We start from the raw sequence: 22,745 nt of genomic DNA, 5'->3' as shown, positions 1-22,745 counted from the left end.
ATTTTAAGATAGTTGCGGAATTTTAATAATCACCTAAAGTTTCAGGATTCTGCCCTAAAGCATTCTCCAGTTGCTCATCACTAGGCGCCTTACCGTGCCATGCGTGTGTATGCATCATAAAATCTACGCCATTACCCATCATTGTATCTAAGATGATACATACAGGTTTTCCTTTACCTGTTCTGCTTTTGGCTTCTTTAAGTGCGTTCACTATTGCTTCAAGATTATTTCCTTCTGCAACTTCTAAAACATCCCATCCAAAAACTTCGAATTTTTCTTTTAGGTTCCCTAACGGAAGTATTTCTTCTGTAGGACCATCAATTTGTTGCCCGTTTCTGTCAACAGTAGAAATTAAGTTATCTACTTTATTACCGGCAGCATACATAATAGCTTCCCAGTTTTGGCCTTCTTGAAGTTCGCCATCGCCGTGAAGACTGTATACTAATTTGTCATCTCCGTTCAATTTTTTGCCTAATGCAGCACCTATTGCTACAGACATACCTTGGCCCAATGAACCAGAAGCTACACGAATACCAGGTAGCCCTTCATGTGTAGTTGGGTGTCCTTGTAGACGAGAATTCAATAAACGGAATGTGTTTAATTCTTCTACAGGGAAATAGCCTTTTCTTGCCAAAACACTGTAAAAAACAGGTGATATGTGACCGTTTGAGAGGAAGAAAAGATCTTCGTCCTTACCATCCATATCAAAACCTTCTTTAAGGTCCATTGCTTCATTATAAAGCGCGACCAAAAATTCAGTACAACCCAAAGAACCTCCTGGGTGACCTGAATTTACTTTATGTACCATACGTAGAATGTCCCTTCGGGTCTGTACTACGATATCTTGTAGTTCGTCTAATTTTGCCATTTGTAAATGTTCGTTTTTAGTAGTTTTCAAATGTAATCGCAATCTTTTGGGAATACAAATTGCACCTTGTTTATTTTTGCCCTCAAATTAAAAAAAGAGTGATAAAAGCAACAGATTGCAATGTTTTGAGCATTAGCGGTTTATTTATTCAAAATAATAGTAAAGTTAGAAGTACTCATCACTAAAAAGTATTTTGACGGGTTGATGCAAAAACGAGCAGCAAACTTTATTTTTTCGTTAAGGCTTTTATGCTAGGCAGTTGTTTATCTTTGCGCCCATAAATTATATTTTGAAATTTACCTTACACCACACAGATCCTAAAAGTAAAGCCCGTGCCGGAACAATGGTTACCGATCATGGAGCAATAGAAACACCTATATTCATGCCTGTAGGAACAGTTGGTTCCGTAAAAAGTGTGCATCAGCGTGAATTAAAAGAGGATATAAACCCCGATATTATTTTGGGGAATACCTATCACCTTTTTCTTAGGCCTAAAACAGAAATTATAAAGAAGGCAGGTGGTCTTCACAAATTTATGGGATGGGATAGAAATATCCTGACGGATAGTGGAGGGTACCAAGTATACTCTCTTTCTGGAAACCGTAAAATAAAAGAAGAAGGCGTAAAGTTCAAATCGCACATAGACGGTTCTATGCATCTTTTTACGCCTGAAAATGTAATGGAAATTCAGCGTGTTATTGGTGCTGATATCATTATGGCTTTTGACGAATGTACACCTTACCCTTGCGATTATCGTTATGCGGAGCGGTCAATGCATATGACCCATAGATGGTTAGAACGTTGTATTACGCATTTGGAAAAGACTCCTTTTGAATACGACTATTCACAAACGTTTTTTCCTATAGTACAAGGTTCTACCTATACAGATTTAAGAAAACGTTCGGCAGAATATATTGCAGGAGTAGGAGCTGAAGGTAACGCCATTGGTGGTCTATCAGTAGGTGAACCTGCAGATGAAATGTACGCAATGACTGAAGTGGTTTGCGAAATTTTACCGGAAGACAAGCCAAGATACTTAATGGGAGTAGGTACTCCAATTAACATTCTAGAGAACATAGCCTTGGGAATTGATATGTTTGATTGTGTGATGCCTACGCGAAACGCCAGAAATGGAATGTTATTTACCGCTCATGGTACCATCAACATAAAAAATAAAAAGTGGGAAGATGATTTTTCTCCTGTGGATGAAATGGGTATTACGTTTGTAGACCTTGAATATTCAAAGGCGTACTTGCGTCATTTGTTTATTGCTAAAGAATATTTGGGTAAGCAGATTGCTACGATTCATAACCTAGGATTTTATCTTTGGTTGACTCGTGAAGCTCGAAAGCATATTTTAGCGGGAGATTTCACAGAGTGGAAAGACCGTATGGTGAAGCAAATGGATAAACGATTGTAGTGTTAACGATACTGGATAAATACATATTAAAGAGATATCTGATCACTTTTTCAGTGATGATATTGCTATTTATCCCCATAGGTATCATGGCGCATTTGGCCGAACAGATAGGGAAAATGCAGGCCAATGAGGCCCCATTAGATGAAATTCTTATCTATTTTGGAAACTTTACTATTTACATAGGTAGTCTGCTGTTTCCTATTTTTCTCTTTCTATCCGTTATTTTCTTTACTTCTAAACTGGCTAGTAACACAGAGATTGTTGCTATTTTAAGTTCAGGCGTTTCTTATTCCCGGTTTTTAAGGCCTTATATTATTGGAGCATCTATCATTGCTACTCTTATGTTTTTCATGGGTATGTTTATTGTTCCCAATGCCAGCAAAGGCTTTAATGAGTTTAAGTACAAGTATCTTAAAAAGGGGAAACAAGACCGGGTTACTAACAACATTTTTACGCAATTAAATGCGAATGATTTTATCTATGTGAGTAGCTTTGACCCTGCAAGACAGATTGGGTACAATTTTACTTTTGAAAGGTTCAATGATAAAAATGAGCTTGATTTTAAAATTTCAGCAGCCAATATTAGATATGTAGATAAGGATAGTATGTACCGTCTAACTACTTATAAAAAGCGACAACTAATTAACGATACGGCCATGGTAGAAACCAAGCGTCGTCTGGATACGGTTTTTTCTTTTCAAATAGGAGATCTTACTCCGGTGTCTTATGCGGCGGAAACTAAAAATATCTTTGAGCTCAACCGCTTTATAACGGACCAAAGATTAAAAGGAGCCTCTAATATAAATGCCTATGTGTTGGTAAAATACAAACGTTGGGCATTACCTATAACAGCTTTTATTTTGACTATAATAGCAGTAGCCGTTTCGTCTGTAAAAAGGCGTGGAGGAATGGGTATTAACCTTGCTTTTGGAATTATAGTGGCCTTTGTCTTTGTTTTCTTTGATAAGGTTTTTGGTACACTTGCGGAACAATCCGGTTTTTCACCCCTCATGGCAGTGCTTATTCCTAATACGATTTTTGGTATACTTGCTGTAGTTTTATTACAGAAAGCAAAACGATAACGCTACGGCGTCTAAAAAGGCTTTTATGGGGGCACAGCTAAAAAACTACCTACATTTACATTTAATAGTTTTCATTTGGGGCTTTACGGCTGTTCTAGGGAAATTAATAACCTTAGACGCAATGCCTCTGGTCTGGTATCGTATGCTTATTGCTGCGGTACTCATATTCTTCTATCTGTTCGCTAAAAGATATTCTCTAAAGGTTACACGTAAAATGCTACTGGCCTTAATAGGTGCGGGAATTGTAATTGCGCTGCATTGGGTCACCTTTTTTTTGGCTATTAAAGTTTCTAACGTGTCCATTGCCTTAGCGACTATGTCTACAGGGGCATTTTTTACTGCGGTTATAGAACCCTTTTGGTACAAGAGAAAAATGATTTGGTACGAAATTCTGTTTGGAATCATAGTTATGTTAGGGCTTTATTTAATTTTTAAAGTGGATACGCAGTACCTGTATGGTATTGTTTTAGCCCTTATTTCAGCTTTTCTTTCGGCACTTTTCTCATTAATAAATGGTAAACTCATTCAGAAAGAAAGACCATCCGTAATCTCGTTCTACGAGTTATTGAGCGGAGTAGTGCTATTAACAATTTTTCTAGCTTTTCAGGGGAGCTTTAACGCAGAGTTTTTTCAATTGTCATCAGATGATATATTTTATCTATTTATATTAGCATCTATCTGTACGGCTTATGCTTTTATTGCATCGGTAAAAATATTAAAGTATATAAGTCCTTATACAGTAATGCTCACCATTAATCTAGAGCCTGTGTACGGCATAATTCTGGCGTATTTTATTCTAGGCGATTCAGAGAAAATGAATCCTTTATTTTACGTAGGCGGCGGCATCATCCTAATGACGGTTCTTGCCAACGGATTAATGAAAAATAAGAGAAGGTTTAAAAAACCCTTCAAGAGATAAGCTTAAAGTTCTATATTTGCCCATCAAACTAAACCTATTACACTAATGGAATATCTCGATTTTGAACTCCCGATAAAAGAGCTTGAAGACCAGCTGGATAAATGCATGATTATTGGAGAAGAAAGCGATGTAGATGTATCGGAGACCTGTAAACAGATCGAAAAGAAATTAGCCGATACCAGAAAAGACATCTACAAAAATCTTACTGCTTGGCAACGGGTACAGTTATCTAGACATCCTAATAGACCATATACTTTAGATTATATTAACGCTATATGTGGCGATACTTTTCTAGAACTTCACGGAGACAGAAATGTGAAGGATGACAAAGCCATGATTGGTGGTCTTGGTAAAATTGGTGATCAGAGTTATATGTTCATCGGGCAACAAAAAGGCTATAATACAAAAACAAGGCAATACCGTAATTTTGGTATGGCCAATCCTGAAGGTTATCGTAAAGCATTGCGCTTAATGAAATCTGCAGAGAAGTTTAATATTCCTGTAGTTTGTTTCATTGACACTCCTGGTGGTGCTGCTGGTATTGAAGCAGAAGAAAGAGGTCAAGGAGAGGCAATTGCTCGTAATATTTTAGAAATGACTCGCCTTAAAGTGCCAATAATTGTTGTGATTATAGGTGAAGGAGCTTCTGGTGGAGCCTTAGGTATAGGTGTAGGTGATAAGGTGTTGATGTTAGAGAATACATGGTATTCCGTAATATCACCAGAATCTTGTTCTTCAATTCTTTGGAGAAGCTGGGAATATAAAGAAGTAGCTGCAGAAGCATTAAAGCTGACTGCTACGGATATGAAAAAATTAAAACTAATCGATGAAATCGTGCGTGAACCAGCAGGTGGAGCGCATGCAAATCGAGAAAAGACCTTTGAGGTGGTAAAAAATAAAATTACTACTCAATTTGAAGCTTTAGAAAAGTTATCCCCAAAGGAATTAGTTAAAATAAGAATGGATAAATACGCCCAAATGGGTGTTTTTAACGGTTAACGGACGCTTTTAACAAGCTGACCAAAATCTGAGGAAGACTTTCCTCAGATTTTTTTTGTTATCAACATAAAATCGTAACTTATTAACAGGGTAATGTTCATTACCTGTTAACTATACTTCGCTTTATTTTTTAGTTAATTGCATAATTTCGTGAAATGGAAAAAATTAATCCGGTCGTTGCCCGAAAAATAGATAAATCTACCCTGATCAATTTAGAGCGTGGTAAAATACCACCGCAATCTGTTGATTTAGAGGAGGTTGTTCTTGGTGCAATGATGATAGATAAGAAAGGTGTGGATGAAGTGATAGATATCCTACACCCGGATGTTTTCTATAAGGATGCCCACCGTCACATCTACGAGGCTATTTTTAAACTGTTCGAAAGTTCAGAACCGGTGGATTTATTAACGGTTTCTTCTCAATTAAAGAGAGACGGACGGTTAGATACTATTGGAGGTGATTTTTACCTTATTAAATTGACTCAAAAAGTAGCTTCTTCGGCGCACATTGAGTTTCACGCACGTATTATACTTCAGAAGTACATTCAAAGAAGCTTAATTAAAATCTCAAATGAGATTATTGAAGAGGCTTATGATGAATCTACAGACGTTTTTGACCTTTTAGATAGTGCAGAGTCTAAACTTTACGATGTTACACAAGGTAACTTAAAGCGTTCTGCGGAAACAGCCATGGATCTTGTAATTCAGGCTAAGAAAAAGATTGAAGAAATTTCCAACAAAGAGGGGATGAGCGGTATTGCTACCGGCTTTGATAAACTAGATAAGTTAACCTCTGGTTGGCAGCCTAGTGATTTAATTATTGTAGCGGCACGTCCTGGTATGGGTAAAACAGCCTTAACCTTATCTATGGCAAGGAATATTGCGGTAGATGGTGGTCAAGGTGTAGCGTTCTTCTCTTGTGAGATGTCTTCCGTACAGTTAATAACCCGTCTAATTTCTTCTGAAACCGGTCTATCATCTGAAAAGCTGAGAACTGGTAAATTAGAAAAACACGAGTGGGAGCAATTAAACGTAAAAGTAAAAGCGTTAGAAAAGGCACCTTTGTTTATTGATGATACACCATCGTTATCTATTTTTGATTTACGTGCAAAGGCTAGACGTTTAGCTTCGCAACATAATATTAAAATTATTATCATTGACTACTTACAGTTAATGACCGCTGGTGGTACCGGTAAAGGAGGTAACCGTGAACAGGAAATATCTACTATTTCACGAAACCTTAAGGCACTGGCAAAAGAATTGAATATACCGGTAATTGCATTATCTCAGTTATCTCGTGCAGTTGAAACGCGTGGAGGAAGTAAAAGACCTTTACTTTCGGATTTACGTGAATCTGGTGCAATTGAGCAGGATGCGGATATTGTATCATTTATTTTCCGCCCTGAATATTATAAGATTGATGAATGGGATGATGAAGAAAGAAGCCCAACACAAGGTCAGGCAGAATTTATCGTTGCTAAACACCGTAACGGTGGTCTAGAAAGTATTCGTCTTAAATTTATCGGTAACCTTGGTAAGTTTGATAATTTAGATGATTTTGATTCTCCATTTGAGTTTCAGTCTAAAATGAACGAGAACGAGGATAATCCTTTTATAACAAAAAATCTACCGGATGCTAACCAAGCTTTTGGTAGCTCTATGAATGATTTGAATGCAGATGAAGATAATGATGTGCCGTTTTAATAGAAGGGTGTATTAAAAATTCAGATAGTTTTCTAATAGCTTTAACTGTGGCCGTCATAAAAAGCGCACTTTTTCAAGTATCTTTAGAGAAAATCAAAGAGCTATACATATGATGAAATCGCTTTTATCAACTCTTTTCATCTTTATAGGTGTTTTGCAGGTTTGCGCATCTTCCATTTTAATCCCTATGGATGTTGATGGGCAGAAGGATCATCTAAAAGCTTACGGAATCACCTATTGGGTATTAAGCAAACAACAAAAAGTACAGTGGCTTCTAAATTATAGAGGCGGTTCCTTTTTACTTCCTGATGGAGATGTTATTCGTAAAGAATGTCAGATACGGGGCGTTTCTTTTGAAATTTTATCCGATAGTCAAACTCAAAGTATTTTAGCAGACATTAGTAGTCCTTCTAAAAATCAAGATGCAGTAATTCTCGAAAAAGCACCTAAGATTGCCGTCTATTCTCCAAAAGGAAACCAACCTTGGGATGATGCTGTAACTATGGTTTTGACCTATGCGGAGATTCCTTATGTAACCATTTATGATGAAGAAGTTTTAGGTGATAAGCTAGCGCTTTATGATTGGTTGCATTTGCATCACGAAGATTTCACGGGCCAATATGGTAAATTTTATGGAGCTTATAGAGCAGCACCGTGGTACATTGAACAAAAAAAATCTGCTGAAGCATTGGCTAGTGAGCATGGGTTTTCAAAAGTATCGGAAGAGAAAGGTGCAGTAGCTCAGAAAATAAGAAAGTATGTTATTGGCGGAGGTTTTATGTTTGCTATGTGTTCTGCTACAGATAGTTTTGATATAGCACTTTCAGCTGAGGGGGTTGATATTTGCGAACCAATGTTTGATAATGACCCTTCTGATGCAAACTACCAGAGTAAGTTAAACTATAGCAAGACTTTTGCATTCACTGATTTCACCCTGGAAAGAAACCCGCTTAAATATGAATTCTCTTCAATTGATATGACCAGTAAGAGGGGTAACGTGCCCAAAGAGTCCGACTACTTTTCGTTAATGGATTTTTCTGCTAAATGGGATGCCGTACCTACCATGCTTTGTCAAAATCATACCGCATTGGTAAAGGGGTTTATGGGGCAAACAACTGCTTTTAATAGAGATGAAGTAAAGCCAACGGTTATGGTTTTAGGAGAAAATAAACTGAATGGTGAAGCGCGTTATATTCACGGAGTTAAAGGCAAAGGCTTTTTTACATTTTACGGTGGGCATGATCCTGAGGATTACCAGCATAGAGTAGGGGATCCAAAAACGGAATTGGAATTACACCCCAATTCTCCTGGATACCGTTTAATCTTGAATAATGTGTTGTTTCCTGCAGCTAGAAAGAAGAAGCAGAAGACGTAAACAGAGTTTAAATTTGCGAATATTCATACCATCAAAGCCCATTGATTTAATAGCAATCCATCTTTATCTGTTTTCGGTTTTGATAGTAGCTTAAATCTTTACCAAGGTATTTGTTGCTGAGTTGCTGCAGTTCTTGTAAAACTTCTTTTTGCATAGCAATGGATCCGCAAATCATAATGCAACCCTTCTTTTTTAAAACTTCTAAAAACAGTTCTTTGTCACGTTGAATCAAGTGCTGTACGTATATTTTTTCAGATTGTTGGCGAGAATAGGCGGTTTTAAAATTGGTCAATTTACCTGCTTGTAGTGCCGTTTCAATGTAATCTTTATAGAGGTTGAAAGCATCTTTCGTTCGTGCACCCCAATACAAATGAATTTCTTTTCTTTTTATATTCTCCTGCATCATTCCCAAAAAAGGACCAATACCTGTTCCCGTAGCTATAAACACCGTTTTTTTAGAGTGCTTTGGAAAGTGGAAATTTCGGTTGTTTACTATCGTGGCAGTAAGTTTTTCGTTGTGTTCCAGTTGATGTAAATAGTTGGAACATAATCCTTTTTCGTGTCTTCGGATACTGATTAAAAGTGTATCCGTATTCACTTTTCCTATGGAATATAAGCGTTCACGCTCCCCTTTGGCTGGTACGACCGATAGTAAATCGCCTGAAACGGGTTTTGACCCATTCAGGTTTTTAAGGCTCAAAAGGAAGGTGTCGTCTTCAGGTAGTTCCGATTTATGAATAACTTTGAAAGTTGATGCAGGTTTTGAACTGGTAACCAGTTTAGGCTTTTCCAGATGCATAGGTATTCCCATTTTTTCGGACCAGACCGAACACCAATTGTTGAAGGACTCAAAAGATTGGTCGTTAACCGTAAAGACCTCTTCTATAACAATAGTATTATTTGAGGCTTTTAAGACCTCATGAGTTTCGTAAGCAAACTGACAGAAGTTTGGGTAGGCCGTAGAGCCAAAACCTACTACGCTAAAATCAAATGTTTGTTTCTGCTGATTTTTTTTGACCAATTGTATGAACTTCTCTGCGGATGCCGGAGCTTCTCCTTGTCCGTACGTAGCCGTAATGACCAATAAATGTTCCATTTTTTTGAAATGAGAATATTCGTTCATCAGTGCCAGATGACTTTTTTTACCCGATAGTAAAAGTTGTTTGTGTAACTCTTGAGCAAATTGAAGTGTTGTACCACCTTCCGTACCTACTAAAATTACAAACTCACTTTCATTTTTTGAATGCTCATTTTTAATCTTGGTTTTAGGTCTTTTAAAATATACAATAAAGCCCGTAACGGTTAGAAAGGGAATTGCTAAACTTCCCAAACCGAGTACGATTGACCATAAAATACTTCCTTCTCCGGTGTGCAATACAGTGGCCCAAGAAGAAATGACTTGTATTGTGGGGTGTTTTTCTTCGGCAAGGATATCTCCAGTAACTTGGTTCAGGTATAGTTCCCTGTCCTTTAACCGGATGATATAATAGTCTTCTACAAATTCAGAAAACGGGTATTCCAATTCACGTAATTGGGATAGCGGTGTATTTTTAAATAGGTCAAATTCCGTGTATTCTTTAAAAGGTTCCTCCTGAATGGAATCAAAATCGACTTGTAATGATACTTGAGAATCTGGAATAATATCAAAACGAAGCAAGGAAAGATATACGCCTGTGATTGCTAATACTAAAAGAGGAAGGAGTGAAAACCTTGCATATACAACATGATTGTATTGGGAAAAATTCTCACGGACAACGGGTGCAAAGAACTGTTTGTATCCGCCTTGTCTTTTCGCGATGAGTACAATACCCGAAATGCTAATGAGAATTAGTAAAAAAGAGGCGAATCCTATTAGAAAACGCCCCGTAGATTTTAGAAAGAGAGATCGGTGGAGGTTGGTGGCAAATTGAAAAATGGGCTTTTTTTGAATAAGGTTCTCCAATTTATCACCTGTAAATGGATCAATGTAGAATTCTTCGTTCTTTCCATCTATAATAACCGTAGCACTTACAAAACCGTTTCGGTCTCGTTTTATAGCTAATACTTCTTCATATTTCGTATTGATATTCTCTAGAGTCTCTGCCAAAGAAAGTTCATCGGCGCCGGAAACACTGTAGGGTTCAATTTTATTTAAAATTGGTTCTATAGCAAGAATAACACCAGTAATCGATGCAATCAAAAGAAAAACAGAAGAGGCAATGGCAAATAGTAAATGGCTATACCTCCATACCGATACAATCATAAAAACTATCTGTTAGGTACCATTCTTATATAACGGATGTAACCTTTACCGTCTACTTTCTCTTTTAGAGTAGCCGAATTCAGTTCAATTTCAGCATCTACAACATAGTATTCCTGATTCTCTACCGCAGATTCAAAACGAACTTTATAACCAGCATCAATATTAGTAGTGTTGAAACCTAAAGAAATTATATTTCGTTCACCGTTACCAATGGTGGCTCCAGAAATAGCATCAACATTTTCACTTGAGCCATCACTAAATTTCCACCATTCCTTTAAATCAGGAAACCATTCTTTATCATCCCCCTGTACGTAAAGCGTCTTTTCATATTTCCCTTCAGGATTGATTAATGAAACCACTACATAAGCTTTTTCGCCAGTGTAATTGGTCATTTGAATCATACATTTATAACTTACTTCTGGTTCTTTTATAAAAGAAGATAACACGAAAATGGCAGAAGCTAAACACAGCGCTACAACGGTCTTTACTATTATATTTTTCATAGAATACTAGTTTAAAAATTCAAGATTAACCTTGTTTTGGGCCAATAGCTCATTCTCACTGGCCAAATCGTGTGCAGTTTCACCAAACTCGGTGGTAGACTTAAGGTCTGCTCCATTAGTTATTAAGTACTTTAATATTTCTGCGTTTTCAGTCTTCATAGCTGCATAGTGCAATGGAGTATTTCCATCTTTGTCTTTACCGTTGATGTCGGCACCAAACGCACTTACTTTTTTCAGCAAGTCTAAATTGTTTTTGGATACCGCTAAATGCCAAACACTGCTGTTATCAGCTTGTAATTGTTTAAAATCAAAACCTGCATTCTGTAATGCGACAACCTTGGCATCAAAATCACGTGGTTTACCTCGGCTACCAAAAAGGTAAGAAGCTAAATTGTTGCCTTTGTTATCTTTTGCATTTACATCAGCTCCTTTGGATATAAGGTAAGTCACTACATCTGCACCATTGTTTTGAAGCGCTATTGCCAATGCAGTTTGCCCTTTACTATCAGCATGGTCAATATCATTTGATTTTTCGGCAAAGTATTTTACAGCTTTAAGTTCGTTTCTTCCTGCTGCATTTAAAAGAGACGTATTGCCTTCTTCATCTACTGCATTTGGATCAACGCCTTTTGCTTTAAAATATTCAAAAATTGAAACATCTTTAGACGAGCTAGCTATATTATGTAAAGGATTTTCTCCCTTCTTAGTAGTTATATTAGCATTGACCCCTAGTCCTTCCAAATACTTGAAAAGTTCAGCTGAGGCATCTCTGCCTTTACTTGCAAAGAAAATAGCATTTTCTCCAGTAGATTCATTCTTTGAAGTTGAAACACCGCGTTCTACCAATTCCTTAAGAATAGCAATATTTCCACCTTGTGCAGCGTAGTGAAATGCCCCATTTCCGTGGTCATCTACACTATTAAGAGGTAAACCTTTCTCAATAAAATAATCTACAATTTTCAAGTCTTTAGCTCTTCCAATAGACACTAATAAGGCATTTTTACCATGGTGGTCTTTCTCCTTTTTTAAATCGGAACCACCGGTAATAAATGCATCATAGATGGCAAAATCTTGCTGACCCGTTGCAGCGGTAAAAGATATAGGTCCGTATCCATGGGAATCAACAAGGTCTAATTTGGCACCTTTGTCTATCAAATATTTTACAAGATCCAAGTCACCACTAGATGCGGCCCAAAAAACATAGGTACGTGAATCGTGTGTACGTTTATTTATATCGTTGCCCTGCTCCATTAAAAACTGAATGGTGCTGATAGGATTTTTGCTAAAAATGGCAAAAGTAGTGGCGTCAAACCCACCTCTATTGGCTTCGGTAACCGAATGACCATCTTTCATTGTAGCTTGAATGCTACTAATACTTGGTTGTTTTTCCCAGTAGTCCTTATTTAAAAAAGGATTTGGATCTTTTGGTGCATTTCGCTGGGCGATCGCACTTAAAGAAACAAGTACAGAGCTGAGAACTAAAATAAAAGTTCTAATGATATTTTTTTTCATGTTCTTATAAATTGAGATTCTTAATTGCTAAAACCATTACCGGACCATAAGCCCGATAATGGCATGTATAAGCTAATATTTTATAGGTTTACCAAGCACCGATAAAGTGACTTCCCGCTACGTTTACTAATTCCGCACCTTTGGTAACTTCTCCTGTTTCGGTATCTACCACGTAAATATTTCCGTTTTGACCTACGGCGCCTTGGGTAAGGTAAATTTCTGTTCCATCAACTACAAAACCTTGGTATTGGAATAAATAGAAATCTGGGTCATAAGGAATAGCATCAATTTTTTGTGCTGTTTTGGCGTTCAAGTCAGCTAAAGCGAAAAATCCTTGCGCTCCTGCTACACCTTCGGCAGACGCATCATGACGGTAAGCTATAACCGCTTTGCCATTTGCTGCAGGTCTCCAAGCAAGGATATAAGCACCTTCTACACCTAAAGCATCATCTAAATTAAATTCGTAAGAATCATCATATGTATTATCAGCTCCAATTCTTAAAATATGAGAACCTTCAGGATCACTTTGGTTAGCTTGATAAACGCTTCCTTCATAAAGGAAAGCATTAATGCTTCGGTATCCATTCGTATTTCCATGCCCTACGGTAGAAGAAATTACTGATGGGTTCAGTAGAGAAGGGTAATCTAAAACAATGGTTTTGGAGCCTAAAATTTCATAATCACTATCGCTTTCAGCAGTATCAGGGTTTACTTTACTTAAACGTGCACCTATATATAATTTATCGCCAGCCGCATTTAGTGTAGGCATATCAATTCTTGAAATGTAATAGCCATTAGCTTCCTCTTCAGCGCTTAACGGAATACTATGCTCTTGGAATTCTTTTATAGAAGAGTTCACTAGGTCTAAAGTTACTACGCCAATAGTAGCTTCTGTACGAGTGTATTTGTCGTTTTCATCAAACTCATTTTCTGTTGATACGTATACTGCAGCACCCGTTTGGTCACCATCAAATAGTTTTATCCATCGTGGAGCTGTACCTACATAAGGAGCAATACTCACTTCTGATCCTGTTGGGGTGAAAGTTTGCCCACCTTCTACGGTATATTTGGTATAATTTCCGCCAGTATCTCCTGCGTAGCTAATATTAAAAATAGTACTTCCATCTTCAGAAGATTGTAATCTTGCCGTTCTGTTAGAAGGAGCTATAAATCCATTTTCAAAAGGCTCTATAGATACAGAAGGGTCTTTGGCATCATCACTGGTTACAGAATAAATTAAAGTTCCTCCATTACCATCACCAGGGTTATCTCCCATTTTAGCTCCAGCAACAGTAATCCATCTTGGTTCCTCTGGTTCTGCTATATCCGGTTCTTCAGTGTCTGGTTCTGGTGTAGGAACTGTATCGTCACTGCTACAAGCGGTCATTAGACCAGCTGTTAAAATGATGGTAGCAAAGGTTTTTAAGTTTAGAAAAGTTCGTTTCATTTTCGGTAGTATTTAAAAGTTTAAAATTTATGTATTGCGTAATTCAGTTTTAAGTAAAAAGCTCTTCCTGGTTTTTGTACAGAAAGATTATCGTAAACGGGTTCATCAAAAATATTTTTGATGTCAAAGCTCATCACAAATCTGTTGTTTGGGAAAGTGTAGCTAAGTCCAAAATCTTGTGCTAATTGCTGGGGTACTTCAAAAAACTCATTCCCAACGGTGTTAGTTCCTTGTGCTGTTAAAAATGAAAATTCATCAGTGAAATAGACATTATAGAAAAGATGTAATTGCGATTCCTTTTGAACAACATTCTTAAAAGAGTAGCGTAGGCCACCGTTCATAGTAAAGAATGGGGTATTGGGGACGTCTATCTCTATTCCTTGATTAACGATTTTTAAGTCGAAACGAGAAACATTAAAATTCAGCCCAAAGTTGTTGTTATAAGAGTAATTTAATTGAGCGTCTATTCCTTTAGATGTACCACTACCTTGGTTTACATATACAATGAGTTCATCATCTACATTTAGAGATGTTTCAATAGGCAGACCAATTCTATCTTTAATATTCCGAGTGAAGACATTGGTTGATATAGTGAAATTGTGCTTTTTGATTTTGAAATTTCCAAACCTAAAGCCTAAGTTGTAGTTATTGCTACTTTCAGGATTAATGCTAGAATTGGCTACTACGTTATCCCCGTCATTACCAAACACCTCAGTCTCATTTGGTAGTCGGATAGCTTTTTCAGCGGAAGTTAGAACTGTGATATTAGGGATGATTGCATATGAAGCAGCAAACCCATAACCGTCATAATTCTTATTGCTGCTTACAATTTCATCTACGACCGTATTGTTTCCGTCAACATCTGTTTCTATGGCAGGGTCAATGCTAATTGTTTTTTGTTGATAATGCTTGCCAAATAAACTGGCTTTTAGCTTTTCTTCAAAAGCTGTTAATTCATAGGTAAATGAATATATGTTTTTATGCAAATCTCTTGTTCCCAGAAACGTGTTTTCCAATACCGATCTTAAGGCATCACTGTCTTCTCGGTCAATACCACTATACACATGATTAGCAGACACCTTATGATTGTGATTAATAGCATAAGAAATTCCGGTTCTGATTGATGCTACATTTCTTTTAATTTTGGCTAGGGTAGGGCCACCTTCTTGTTGTGAACCCCAAGTATATTGATATTCATTTCCTCTAAAATCAACTGCGCGTTCCCCGGTCCAACTATAGGCCCATGAAACAGTATCATTAACATCACGGTTTCTTTTACCGTACAAACCATGAACACTTACATCAAGTCCCTTTGTGAAGAGGTCTTTCTTGTGATAATTTAAACTCCCTAACAGAGCATCGGACTCTAAGAATCTACCTTTGTAAGGAGTAATGGTCATAAAAGCACCATGCTGTACCTCTTTATAATCATCTGAACCGGTAAGGCCAATGAAAAATTGGTCTGCCCATTTTACATCGGTATAACCTATTTGAGCCATTCCACCTGTAGACCTATAGGCATCATTAAATCTTCTAGCAGTAATTGGTGTTTGTACCCCTCCCAAACCTGTAACTACTACACTTCTGCCCGATACCTTGTAGTCATTGTCAGAGTAGTTGTGAAAAAGGGAAGCTTTAACTGTAAATCCTGATTTTTTAAAGCGATAAAGCCCATTTACGCTAGTTTGTAAAGTATTGAACGATCCATAAGAAACCGAAGCGTTGAAATTGGTTTTCGCATCATTATGTAACACTATGTTGATGGCTCCACCTAAAGCATCGTCTGCCAGATGCCCTGGAACAACCCCCTTGTAAACTTCAATATTCTTGATCATTGAAGGAGGGATGCTGTTTAAGTTAAATGAATTACCATAGGTAGAAATAGGAATTCCGTCTATGAAAATACGGACTGAGTTTCCTGATAGTCCGTTTAAACTATAAGTAACGTCAGAGCCTAAACCTCCATTTTGACGTATTTTAACTCCAACAGTAGTGTTTAATAATTCGTTTGTTTGAATATTTCTCAGACTGGCCTCCTCTGTCTTTATAGCATTTACGGCAAAGCCTTTGGTTTCTATCTGAGTTTCTTTGGTTTTACCTTGTACTGTTACTTCGTCTAAATTCTCAATTGTTTCTTTTAAGAGGAAATCTACCTTAAGGTTGGTGTCCGAATCATTAATCTCAATATCCTTAGTACGCGTACCATAGCCTATAAATGACACCATTAGCTTATGTTTTCCTGTAGGTATTTTATCAATGAAGTATTTTCCATTGTCATCTGTGAGAACACCACGATTCAGACTTGCTATTACCACATTTGCAAATGGTAAAGGGTTTTCAGCATCATCATTTATGGCTCCGGATATTGTACCATAAGCTTCTTGGCCTTGAGCAGATATGCAAACTATAAGCAGGAAAGAGGTGAGTAAATTTTTCATTGAATAAAAAGCACTTATCTTTATTAAGATTTAGTCTAAATAAATACCTTTGCAAAACTAATCTAGGATTTCAGGTAAGGATAACGCAAAGAGAAGTTTTAGTTACGAATTAAGAATTAATGAGAATTGGCCTTTTTCCATATAAGAAACATAGGGTTGGTAATAGTATTACCTCCAGAACATTGGTGCGTAAGAACGTATCTATAGCTGAAATACATGAACTAGAAGAGAAAGATCAAGGAAGACAACAAGAGCTTAAAATGGGGGGAGCTACTGTTCAATTAAGAAATTTGACCTTGGATAACTTGGCTGCTGGAGAATATGAAAATGCTCATTTATGTTATGGTATTCACTTTTTATTAGAAGGTGATTGTAAATTTACTAGTGCAGAAGGACAAGCTACGGTAGGCATCAAGTCCGGTTATTATAACCTTGTGCAATGGCCAAACATTTTAGGCACGGTAAATCTTAAGGGGACGGAGTGTGTTTCTGTAGAAGTATTTTTTACTAGGGATTTTATTGAAGACTTATTGGGAAGTGAACATGATTTTGGGTTTAGACATTTTTTAGATTCTTCGGGAAAGCATCCACAATGTCTATGGGATAATGGTCAGCCAATACCGGGGAAACTAAGAATATTACTTCTTGAAATTTTGAATTGTCCTTACCGGGGAAATGCTAGAGTCAGTTATATTGAATCTCAAACACGTTGTTTATTAATAGAAGCATTTTTAGGAAGAGAAAATTGTATGGGTAAAATAGGAGAGCCTCAGTTGCCTAGTTTGGACTATGAGGCAATTGAAAGGGTAGTGTCATACATAAAATTAAACCTAAAGAAAAAGTTGACAATTAAAGAGCTGTCTGAAATTGCAGGCTTTAATACAACCAAATTAAAAAGTAGCTTCAAGAAAGCACATCAAACTACTATATTTAAATATATTACACAGTTACGTATGGAAAAAGCAAGAATGCTTGTTCTACAAGAAAATCTAACAATTGCTCAAGCATCTTACGAGGTTGGATATTCTAATCCACAGCATTTTACCGTAGCATTCAAAAAGACTATGGGGTATTTACCAAGTTCATTGCTTGGTACACCGCTTTAAATCATTTATTTTTTAAGGTCAATTGCTGTAAGCATTGATTGTAAAACGTTCTCAACACCAAAACTGTCGTTATTGTCGGTAAGGTAGTTTGCGGTCTTTTTTACATTAGGATGTGCATTCTCCATAGCGTAACTGAAATGAGCAAGGGCAAGCATTTCAAGGTCGTTGTTGTAATCCCCAAAAACCATAGTTTCTTCAGGAGTCACATTATACAGTTCCTGAACCTTTTGAAGCGCATAGCCTTTATGTGCATTAGGACTAGAGATGTCTACCCAGTTCTCTCCAGAGACTTTTACTTTCAGGCTATCTTCTAGGTGAGCTACAGAAGGATAAATGTATTTTTCGGAGCTTTCAAAGTGATAAATGGCAATTTTTAGTATTTCACCATCAAAATCTTTAAGATCATCAACAACCTTATAATCGGTATAATATTCCCTCAGCTTTGCTTCAAACTCTTTAGAATCGTTTTTTATGTAAGCACTATGTTTACCGCAAAGCACGGGATGGATATTTTCAATAGTATCTAATACGTTAAGAACCGCATTTTTAGATTCATTTGGTAAAGGGGTAGCCAGCAGTTCTGTATCCTGCCTCATGGCAAAACCACCATTCTCAGCTATTACAATAATGTCATTTTTAATAGGCTCTAATTTATCTACAATACTATGGTACTGTCTACCGCTAGCGGCAACGAAAATAATACCCTTCTGTTTCATTTCCTCAAAGAGCTCAAAAAAACGACTGCTTACTTCGTGATTAGAGTTCAATAACGTGCCGTCCATATCTGTGACAACCATTTTTACCTTTGATAGATCCATGTGTATTTTTTAGAAGAAGCAAAGGTATCTGTTCGTAATTTAATTAGGGTTCGTATTTAGAAAGTTTTACATTTATTTGATATATAAAATTTATGAAATTTTTTCAGAAGGAAATACAACTTAAAGCTCGTAGACGTGGCTTTCATCTCGTGACCGAAGAGCTTCTAAGCTCTTTTCCTGAACTTAGTGTTATTAGAACTGGCATGTGTCAGGTATTTATAAAGCACACATCTGCTAGCTTAACAATAAATGAGAATGCAGACCCAACGGTAAGAACAGATTTTGAGAGTCATATGAATAAAATGGTGCCTGAAAATGCGCCCTACTATATTCATACCTATGAAGGGCCTGATGATATGCCTGCGCATATTAAGGCATCTCTGATGGGAGCGTCTGTACAAATACCAATAACGGGAGGAAAGTTAAATCTTGGTATTTGGCAAGGGATTTATTTATGTGAGCATAGAAACCATGCTTCAGGAAGAAACCTTGTGATTACTGCTTTTGGGGAATAAAAAAACCCGTTACACAAGTGTAACGGGTTTTTTATAAGTGAGATATATTCTTAATTTATTTAACCTGGTCTACGATTGCTTTAAAAGCATCAGGATGATTCATTGCTAAATCTGCAAGAACTTTTCTGTTCAATTCAATTCCGCTAGCTTTTAATTTCCCCATAAACTGAGAGTAAGATAATCCGTGTAACCGGGCACCCGCATTAATACGAGTAATCCATAGAGCACGAAAAGTTCTCTTTTTGTTTCTTCTATCACGGTAAGCATATAACATTGCTTTTTCTACCGCATTTTTGGCTACTGTCCAAACGTTTTTACGTCTTCCAAAGTAACCTTTGGCTTGCTTTATCACCTTTTTTCTTCTGGCTCTAGAAGCAACTGCATTTACTGATCTTGGCATAATTTTAAATTTTTGTAGTAGGCGGCGCTTTTATTAGCGCACTTGTGAGCCTAACTCCAGGGTTAATACTTTTTTACCGAAAGAACTTTTACTTTAAACGTAATTGTTCTTTAATACTGTTAACATCTGCTTGGTGAACCAAGCCGTCATGTGTTAACCTAAGCTTACGCTTTTTAGACTTTTTAGTCAAAATATGACTTTTAAAAGCGTGCTTTCTTTTAATTTTACCAGTACCGGTAAGCTTAAAACGCTTCTTGGCACTCGATTTTGTTTTCTGTTTAGGCATTTTTCCTATTTATATGAATCTCACTTATTTATGCTGAAACTGTCCGCAAATGGCGGACAGAAGTCAGTATCTCTTTTGTTAACATAGTATAAAACTATGTTACTTTTATTTTTTCGCTTTAGGGGAAATAAACATAGTCATACGTTTACCCTCTAATCTTGGTAACTGCTCTACTTTTCCCCAGTCTTCTAAATCTTGGGCAAGTTTTAATAGTAGAATTTCACCTTTATCTTTATATACTATAGAACGTCCTTTAAAGAATACGTATGCCTTTAACTTGGCACCATCTTGCAAGAACTTTTCTGCATGCTTCTTTTTGAAGTCGTAATCATGGTCATCCGTGTTAGGCCCAAAACGGATCTCTTTTACGATCACCTTGGTAGCCTTGGACTTCATGACTTTCTCACGCTTCTTTTGTTCGTAAAGAAACTTCTTGTAATCTATAATTTTACATACCGGTGGTTTCGCATCTGGTGATATTTCAACCAAATCCAAAGCCATTTCTTCCGATTTATCTAGAGCTACCCTTATAGGGTATACACCTACTTCAACGTTGTCACCCACCAACCTTACTTCAGGTGATAGTATTTTCTCGTTGATTTTATGAGGGTTTTTGTTTTCCCTCCTAGGTTGGGGCCTAAATCTTTTACGTATTGCTATGACTAATTCTTTTTAGTTAAACTTAATTTTTTTTAAAACGACTTTAAGGTACTGTTAATTTCTGTAGTTACCAAGTCAGAAAACTGTTCAAGAGAAATAGAGCCTAAATCTTCACCACCATGTCTGCGAACAGAAATAGTATTCGATGCTTCTTCATTTTCCCCGACGATTAGCATAAAAGGAATTTTATTCATTTCAGCTTCACGTATTTTCTTGCCGACTGTCTCATTACGAGCATCAACAAGGGCGCGAATTTCGTCATTTTCTAAGGATTTTAAAACTTTTTCCGCATATTTTTCATGTTTCTCGCTCACAGGCAATACAATAGCTTGTTCTGGGATGAGCCATAACGGGAAATTTCCTCCTGTATGTTCTAGTAACAGGGCAATGAAGCGTTCCATGCTACCAAAGGGAGCACGGTGTATCATTACCGGTCTGTGTAACTCATTATCACTGCCTTTGTACGTAAGATCAAAACGTTCTGGTAGATTATAATCTACTTGGATGGTTCCTAACTGCCATTGTCTACCAAGGGCATCCTTCACCATAAAGTCTAATTTTGGACCATAAAAAGCTGCTTCGCCTTTTTCAATCACATAATCAAGGCCTTTTTCTTTGGCTGCATTAATGATTGCATTTTCTGCTTTCTCCCAATTTTCTACAGATCCAATATATTTTTCGGGCGTATCTAAATCCCTTACGGATACTTGAGCGGTGAAGTTGTCAAAACCTAATGAACCTAATACATATAGAGAAAGGTCTATTACATTCTTAAACTCTTGATCTAACTGGTCAGGAGTACAGAAAATATGGGCATCATCTTGTGTAAAACCTCTAACCCTTGTAAGGCCATGAAGTTCACCACTCTGTTCATACCTATATACTGTACCAAATTCTGCATATCGTTTTGGTAATTCTCTATAGCTAAATGGGCGTACGTTATATATTTCACAGTGATGAGGGCAGTTCATAGGTTTTAGTAAGAACTCTTCATCTTCCTTTGGAGTGTGAATAGGCTGAAAGCTATCAGCACCATACTTTTCATAATGACCAGAAGTAACATAAAGCTCTTTTTGACCAATATGTGGTGTAATCACCATTTCGTAACCCGCTTTCTTTTGAGCTTTCTTAAGGAAATCCTCTAGGCGTTCTCTTAGGGCAGCACCTTTAGGTAGCCATAATGGCAAACCTTGACCAACTTTTTGGGAGAAAGCAAAGAGTTCAAGTTCCTTCCCAAGTTTTCTATGGTCACGTTTTTTTGCTTCTTCTACTAAAGCAAGATATTCGGTAAGTTCTTTCTGTTTTGGAAAAGAAATACCATAAATCCTTGTTAACTGAGGTTTCTTTTCATCACCTCGCCAATAAGCACCTGCAACGTTTAATATTTTTATAGCCTTTACAATACCTGTGTTAGGTATGTGGCCACCACGGCATAAATCGGTAAAAGTATCATGGTCGCAAAAGGTAATAGTACCGTCTTCAAGATTCTCTATAAGTTCTACCTTAAATTCGTTTCCTTGACTCTTATATAAAGATAAGGCCTCGGCTTTGGATATAGGGCGCATTTTAAAGTCATGCTTACCACGAGCAATTTCCAATGCCTTTTTTTCTATTAAAGGAAAGTCTTTTTCAGAAAGGGTGTGCTCGCCAAAATCAACATCATAGTAAAATCCGTTGTCAATAGCAGGTCCAATGGTTAGTTTTATACCAGGGTATAATTCCTCAAGTGCTTGTGCAACTATATGTGAAGAAGAATGCCAAAATGCTTTTTTACCTCCCTTGTCTTTCCAAGTATAAAGAACTAATGATCCGTCTTCGTTAAGAGGGGTGACGGTTTCTACTACCGTATCGTTAAATTTTGCAGAAATTACGTTTCGTGCAAAACCTTCACTAATACTTTTGGCAATGTCCATAGGAGTGCTTCCTTTTGCATACTCCCTAATACTTCCGTCTGGTAATGTAATTTTCATCATGCCCATTTTTTGTAATAAGGATGCAAAGATAGTATACCGGCACAAGCCATACAATATATAAGACTTAAGTTTCTAAGTTGTCTCCTACTATATAGTAAGGTGTAGATATTAGGTATATCGATGATCATAATGCTCCTCTACATATATAGGAGTTGTGTGAGGTCTAATTAGGTTAGGTGAATTATGTGTAAACTAAAAATTAATAAAACATTAAGAGTGAAACAGGGGTTTGAAGCTTGCGGGAGTGAAGAAAAAGTTTTATTTTTAAGGCCGCTCTTTTTATGAGGTATGTAATTTACTGAAAACAAGAGGTTTAAAAAAAATTTTATTTTTTCTTTAAAAAACCCTTTGAGAATTAAAAAAGGGTCTTACATTTGCACCCCGCTAAACAGGTATGAAGATGTTTGTTAAGTGTGGGTTAATAAAGAGTAAACGTTCCTTGTAAGATATTGTTTTTGTCACCGAGAAAAAAGATTTTG

General features: G+C 36.9%; 19 protein-coding genes. 8 read left to right on the top strand and 11 right to left on the bottom strand.

The window, feature by feature from the left end:
- Positions 1-22 precede the first annotated feature (22 nt).
- Positions 23-898, bottom strand: coding sequence for a transketolase (locus HW347_RS18915; RefSeq protein WP_225901990.1), 876 nt, complete (start codon positions 896-898; stop codon positions 23-25).
- A 259-nt stretch (positions 899-1,157) separates the two neighbouring features.
- Here HW347_RS18915 and tgt point away from each other — a divergent pair, with 259 nt between their 5' ends.
- From tgt to HW347_RS18885, 6 genes are all read left to right on the top strand, one after another.
- Complete coding sequence (gene tgt, locus HW347_RS18910; RefSeq protein WP_214613304.1) at positions 1,158-2,288, top strand: tRNA guanosine(34) transglycosylase Tgt; 1,131 nt, start codon at positions 1,158-1,160, stop codon at positions 2,286-2,288.
- A complete protein-coding gene (locus HW347_RS18905; protein WP_214613303.1) occupies positions 2,288-3,370 on the top strand; it encodes an LptF/LptG family permease in 1,083 nt (360 codons plus the stop codon). Before tgt ends, HW347_RS18905 begins: the two co-directional genes overlap by 1 nt.
- A 25-nt stretch (positions 3,371-3,395) precedes the next feature.
- Positions 3,396-4,289 carry a DMT family transporter gene (locus tag HW347_RS18900; RefSeq protein ID WP_214613302.1) on the top strand — a complete coding sequence of 298 codons (894 nt, stop codon included), beginning with the start codon at positions 3,396-3,398 and terminating at the stop codon, positions 4,287-4,289.
- A gap of 45 nt (positions 4,290-4,334) precedes the next feature.
- On the top strand, positions 4,335-5,288 hold the full coding sequence (locus tag HW347_RS18895; RefSeq protein WP_155594259.1) for an acetyl-CoA carboxylase carboxyltransferase subunit alpha: 954 nt from the start codon (positions 4,335-4,337) through the stop codon (positions 5,286-5,288).
- A 155-nt stretch (positions 5,289-5,443) separates the two neighbouring features.
- On the top strand, positions 5,444-6,991 hold the full coding sequence (gene dnaB / locus HW347_RS18890; protein ID WP_214613301.1) for a replicative DNA helicase: 1,548 nt from the start codon (positions 5,444-5,446) through the stop codon (positions 6,989-6,991).
- A 112-nt stretch (positions 6,992-7,103) separates the two neighbouring features.
- A complete protein-coding gene (locus tag HW347_RS18885) occupies positions 7,104-8,366 on the top strand; it encodes an asparagine synthetase B (protein WP_214613410.1) in 1,263 nt (420 codons plus the stop codon).
- 46 nt (positions 8,367-8,412) lie between these two features.
- Here the strand turns inward: HW347_RS18885 and HW347_RS18880 are convergent, their stop codons facing one another.
- The 5 genes from HW347_RS18880 to HW347_RS18860 form a co-directional block, all read right to left on the bottom strand.
- The gene (locus HW347_RS18880; RefSeq protein WP_214613300.1) at positions 8,413-10,608 is read right to left on the bottom strand and encodes a PepSY domain-containing protein; all 2,196 of its coding nucleotides are present in this window, start codon (positions 10,606-10,608) and stop codon (positions 8,413-8,415) included.
- A 5-nt stretch (positions 10,609-10,613) separates the two neighbouring features.
- A complete protein-coding gene (locus HW347_RS18875; RefSeq protein ID WP_214613299.1) occupies positions 10,614-11,111 on the bottom strand; it encodes a DUF2271 domain-containing protein in 498 nt (165 codons plus the stop codon).
- A gap of 6 nt (positions 11,112-11,117) precedes the next feature.
- The gene (locus HW347_RS18870; RefSeq protein WP_214613298.1) at positions 11,118-12,623 is read right to left on the bottom strand and encodes an ankyrin repeat domain-containing protein; all 1,506 of its coding nucleotides are present in this window, start codon (positions 12,621-12,623) and stop codon (positions 11,118-11,120) included.
- 88 nt (positions 12,624-12,711) lie between these two features.
- Positions 12,712-14,070 (bottom strand): hypothetical protein, encoded by a 1,359-nt coding sequence (locus HW347_RS18865; RefSeq protein WP_214613297.1) that lies wholly within the window; start codon positions 14,068-14,070, stop codon positions 12,712-12,714.
- A 20-nt stretch (positions 14,071-14,090) separates the two neighbouring features.
- Entirely contained in the window at positions 14,091-16,508 is a 2,418-nt protein-coding gene (locus HW347_RS18860) for a TonB-dependent receptor (RefSeq protein WP_214613296.1), read from the bottom strand.
- 119 nt (positions 16,509-16,627) lie between these two features.
- Here HW347_RS18860 and HW347_RS18855 point away from each other — a divergent pair, with 119 nt between their 5' ends.
- On the top strand, positions 16,628-17,614 hold the full coding sequence (locus HW347_RS18855) for a helix-turn-helix transcriptional regulator (protein ID WP_214613295.1): 987 nt from the start codon (positions 16,628-16,630) through the stop codon (positions 17,612-17,614).
- A 5-nt stretch (positions 17,615-17,619) separates the two neighbouring features.
- Here the strand turns inward: HW347_RS18855 and HW347_RS18850 are convergent, their stop codons facing one another.
- On the bottom strand, positions 17,620-18,432 hold the full coding sequence (locus HW347_RS18850) for an HAD family hydrolase (protein WP_214613294.1): 813 nt from the start codon (positions 18,430-18,432) through the stop codon (positions 17,620-17,622).
- A gap of 92 nt (positions 18,433-18,524) precedes the next feature.
- On the opposite strand from HW347_RS18850, the gene HW347_RS18845 reads away from it, so the two are divergent.
- Positions 18,525-18,947, top strand: coding sequence for a secondary thiamine-phosphate synthase enzyme YjbQ (locus tag HW347_RS18845; RefSeq protein ID WP_214613293.1), 423 nt, complete (start codon positions 18,525-18,527; stop codon positions 18,945-18,947).
- A gap of 55 nt (positions 18,948-19,002) precedes the next feature.
- Here the strand turns inward: HW347_RS18845 and rplT are convergent, their stop codons facing one another.
- The 4 genes from rplT to thrS form a co-directional block, all read right to left on the bottom strand.
- A complete protein-coding gene (gene rplT / locus HW347_RS18840) occupies positions 19,003-19,347 on the bottom strand; it encodes a 50S ribosomal protein L20 (protein WP_194532084.1) in 345 nt (114 codons plus the stop codon).
- Between the two features lie 88 nt (positions 19,348-19,435).
- The gene (gene rpmI, locus HW347_RS18835) at positions 19,436-19,633 is read right to left on the bottom strand and encodes a 50S ribosomal protein L35 (protein ID WP_138115992.1); all 198 of its coding nucleotides are present in this window, start codon (positions 19,631-19,633) and stop codon (positions 19,436-19,438) included.
- Between the two features lie 105 nt (positions 19,634-19,738).
- Positions 19,739-20,287, bottom strand: a complete 549-nt coding sequence (gene infC / locus HW347_RS18830) for a translation initiation factor IF-3 (RefSeq protein WP_317195331.1) — start codon at positions 20,285-20,287, stop codon at positions 19,739-19,741.
- A gap of 38 nt (positions 20,288-20,325) precedes the next feature.
- A complete protein-coding gene (gene thrS, locus HW347_RS18825) occupies positions 20,326-22,266 on the bottom strand; it encodes a threonine--tRNA ligase (RefSeq protein ID WP_214613292.1) in 1,941 nt (646 codons plus the stop codon).
- Between the last annotated feature and the right edge of the window lie 479 nt (positions 22,267-22,745).

It is taken from the genome of Zobellia barbeyronii (genome assembly GCF_018603515.1).
GTDB classification, from domain to species: Bacteria; Bacteroidota; Bacteroidia; order Flavobacteriales; family Flavobacteriaceae; genus Zobellia; species Zobellia barbeyronii.
Note: the sequence above shows the minus strand (reverse complement) of the source record. Positions and strands in the feature narration are given on the sequence as shown.

Bases quoted from the DNA above. Each gene is read 5' to 3' on its own strand.
- rplT (WP_194532084.1), bottom strand. From the start codon at position 19,347: ATGCCAAGATCAGTAAATGCAGTTGCTTCTAGAGCCAGAAGAAAAAAG.
- HW347_RS18895 (WP_155594259.1), top strand. From the start codon at position 4,335: ATGGAATATCTCGATTTTGAACTCCCGATAAAAGAGCTTGAAGACCAG.
- thrS (WP_214613292.1), bottom strand. From the start codon at position 22,266: ATGATGAAAATTACATTACCAGACGGAAGTATTAGGGAGTATGCAAAA.
- HW347_RS18885 (WP_214613410.1), top strand. From the start codon at position 7,104: ATGAAATCGCTTTTATCAACTCTTTTCATCTTTATAGGTGTTTTGCAG.
- HW347_RS18855 (WP_214613295.1), top strand. From the start codon at position 16,628: ATGAGAATTGGCCTTTTTCCATATAAGAAACATAGGGTTGGTAATAGT.
- HW347_RS18860 (WP_214613296.1), bottom strand. From the start codon at position 16,508: ATGAAAAATTTACTCACCTCTTTCCTGCTTATAGTTTGCATATCTGCT.
- HW347_RS18900 (WP_214613302.1), top strand. From the start codon at position 3,396: ATGGGGGCACAGCTAAAAAACTACCTACATTTACATTTAATAGTTTTC.
- rpmI (WP_138115992.1), bottom strand. From the start codon at position 19,633: ATGCCTAAACAGAAAACAAAATCGAGTGCCAAGAAGCGTTTTAAGCTT.
- HW347_RS18850 (WP_214613294.1), bottom strand. From the start codon at position 18,432: ATGGATCTATCAAAGGTAAAAATGGTTGTCACAGATATGGACGGCACG.
- HW347_RS18870 (WP_214613298.1), bottom strand. From the start codon at position 12,623: ATGAAAAAAAATATCATTAGAACTTTTATTTTAGTTCTCAGCTCTGTA.
- dnaB (WP_214613301.1), top strand. From the start codon at position 5,444: ATGGAAAAAATTAATCCGGTCGTTGCCCGAAAAATAGATAAATCTACC.
- HW347_RS18845 (WP_214613293.1), top strand. From the start codon at position 18,525: ATGAAATTTTTTCAGAAGGAAATACAACTTAAAGCTCGTAGACGTGGC.
- HW347_RS18865 (WP_214613297.1), bottom strand. From the start codon at position 14,070: ATGAAACGAACTTTTCTAAACTTAAAAACCTTTGCTACCATCATTTTA.
- HW347_RS18880 (WP_214613300.1), bottom strand. From the start codon at position 10,608: ATGATTGTATCGGTATGGAGGTATAGCCATTTACTATTTGCCATTGCC.
- HW347_RS18875 (WP_214613299.1), bottom strand. From the start codon at position 11,111: ATGAAAAATATAATAGTAAAGACCGTTGTAGCGCTGTGTTTAGCTTCT.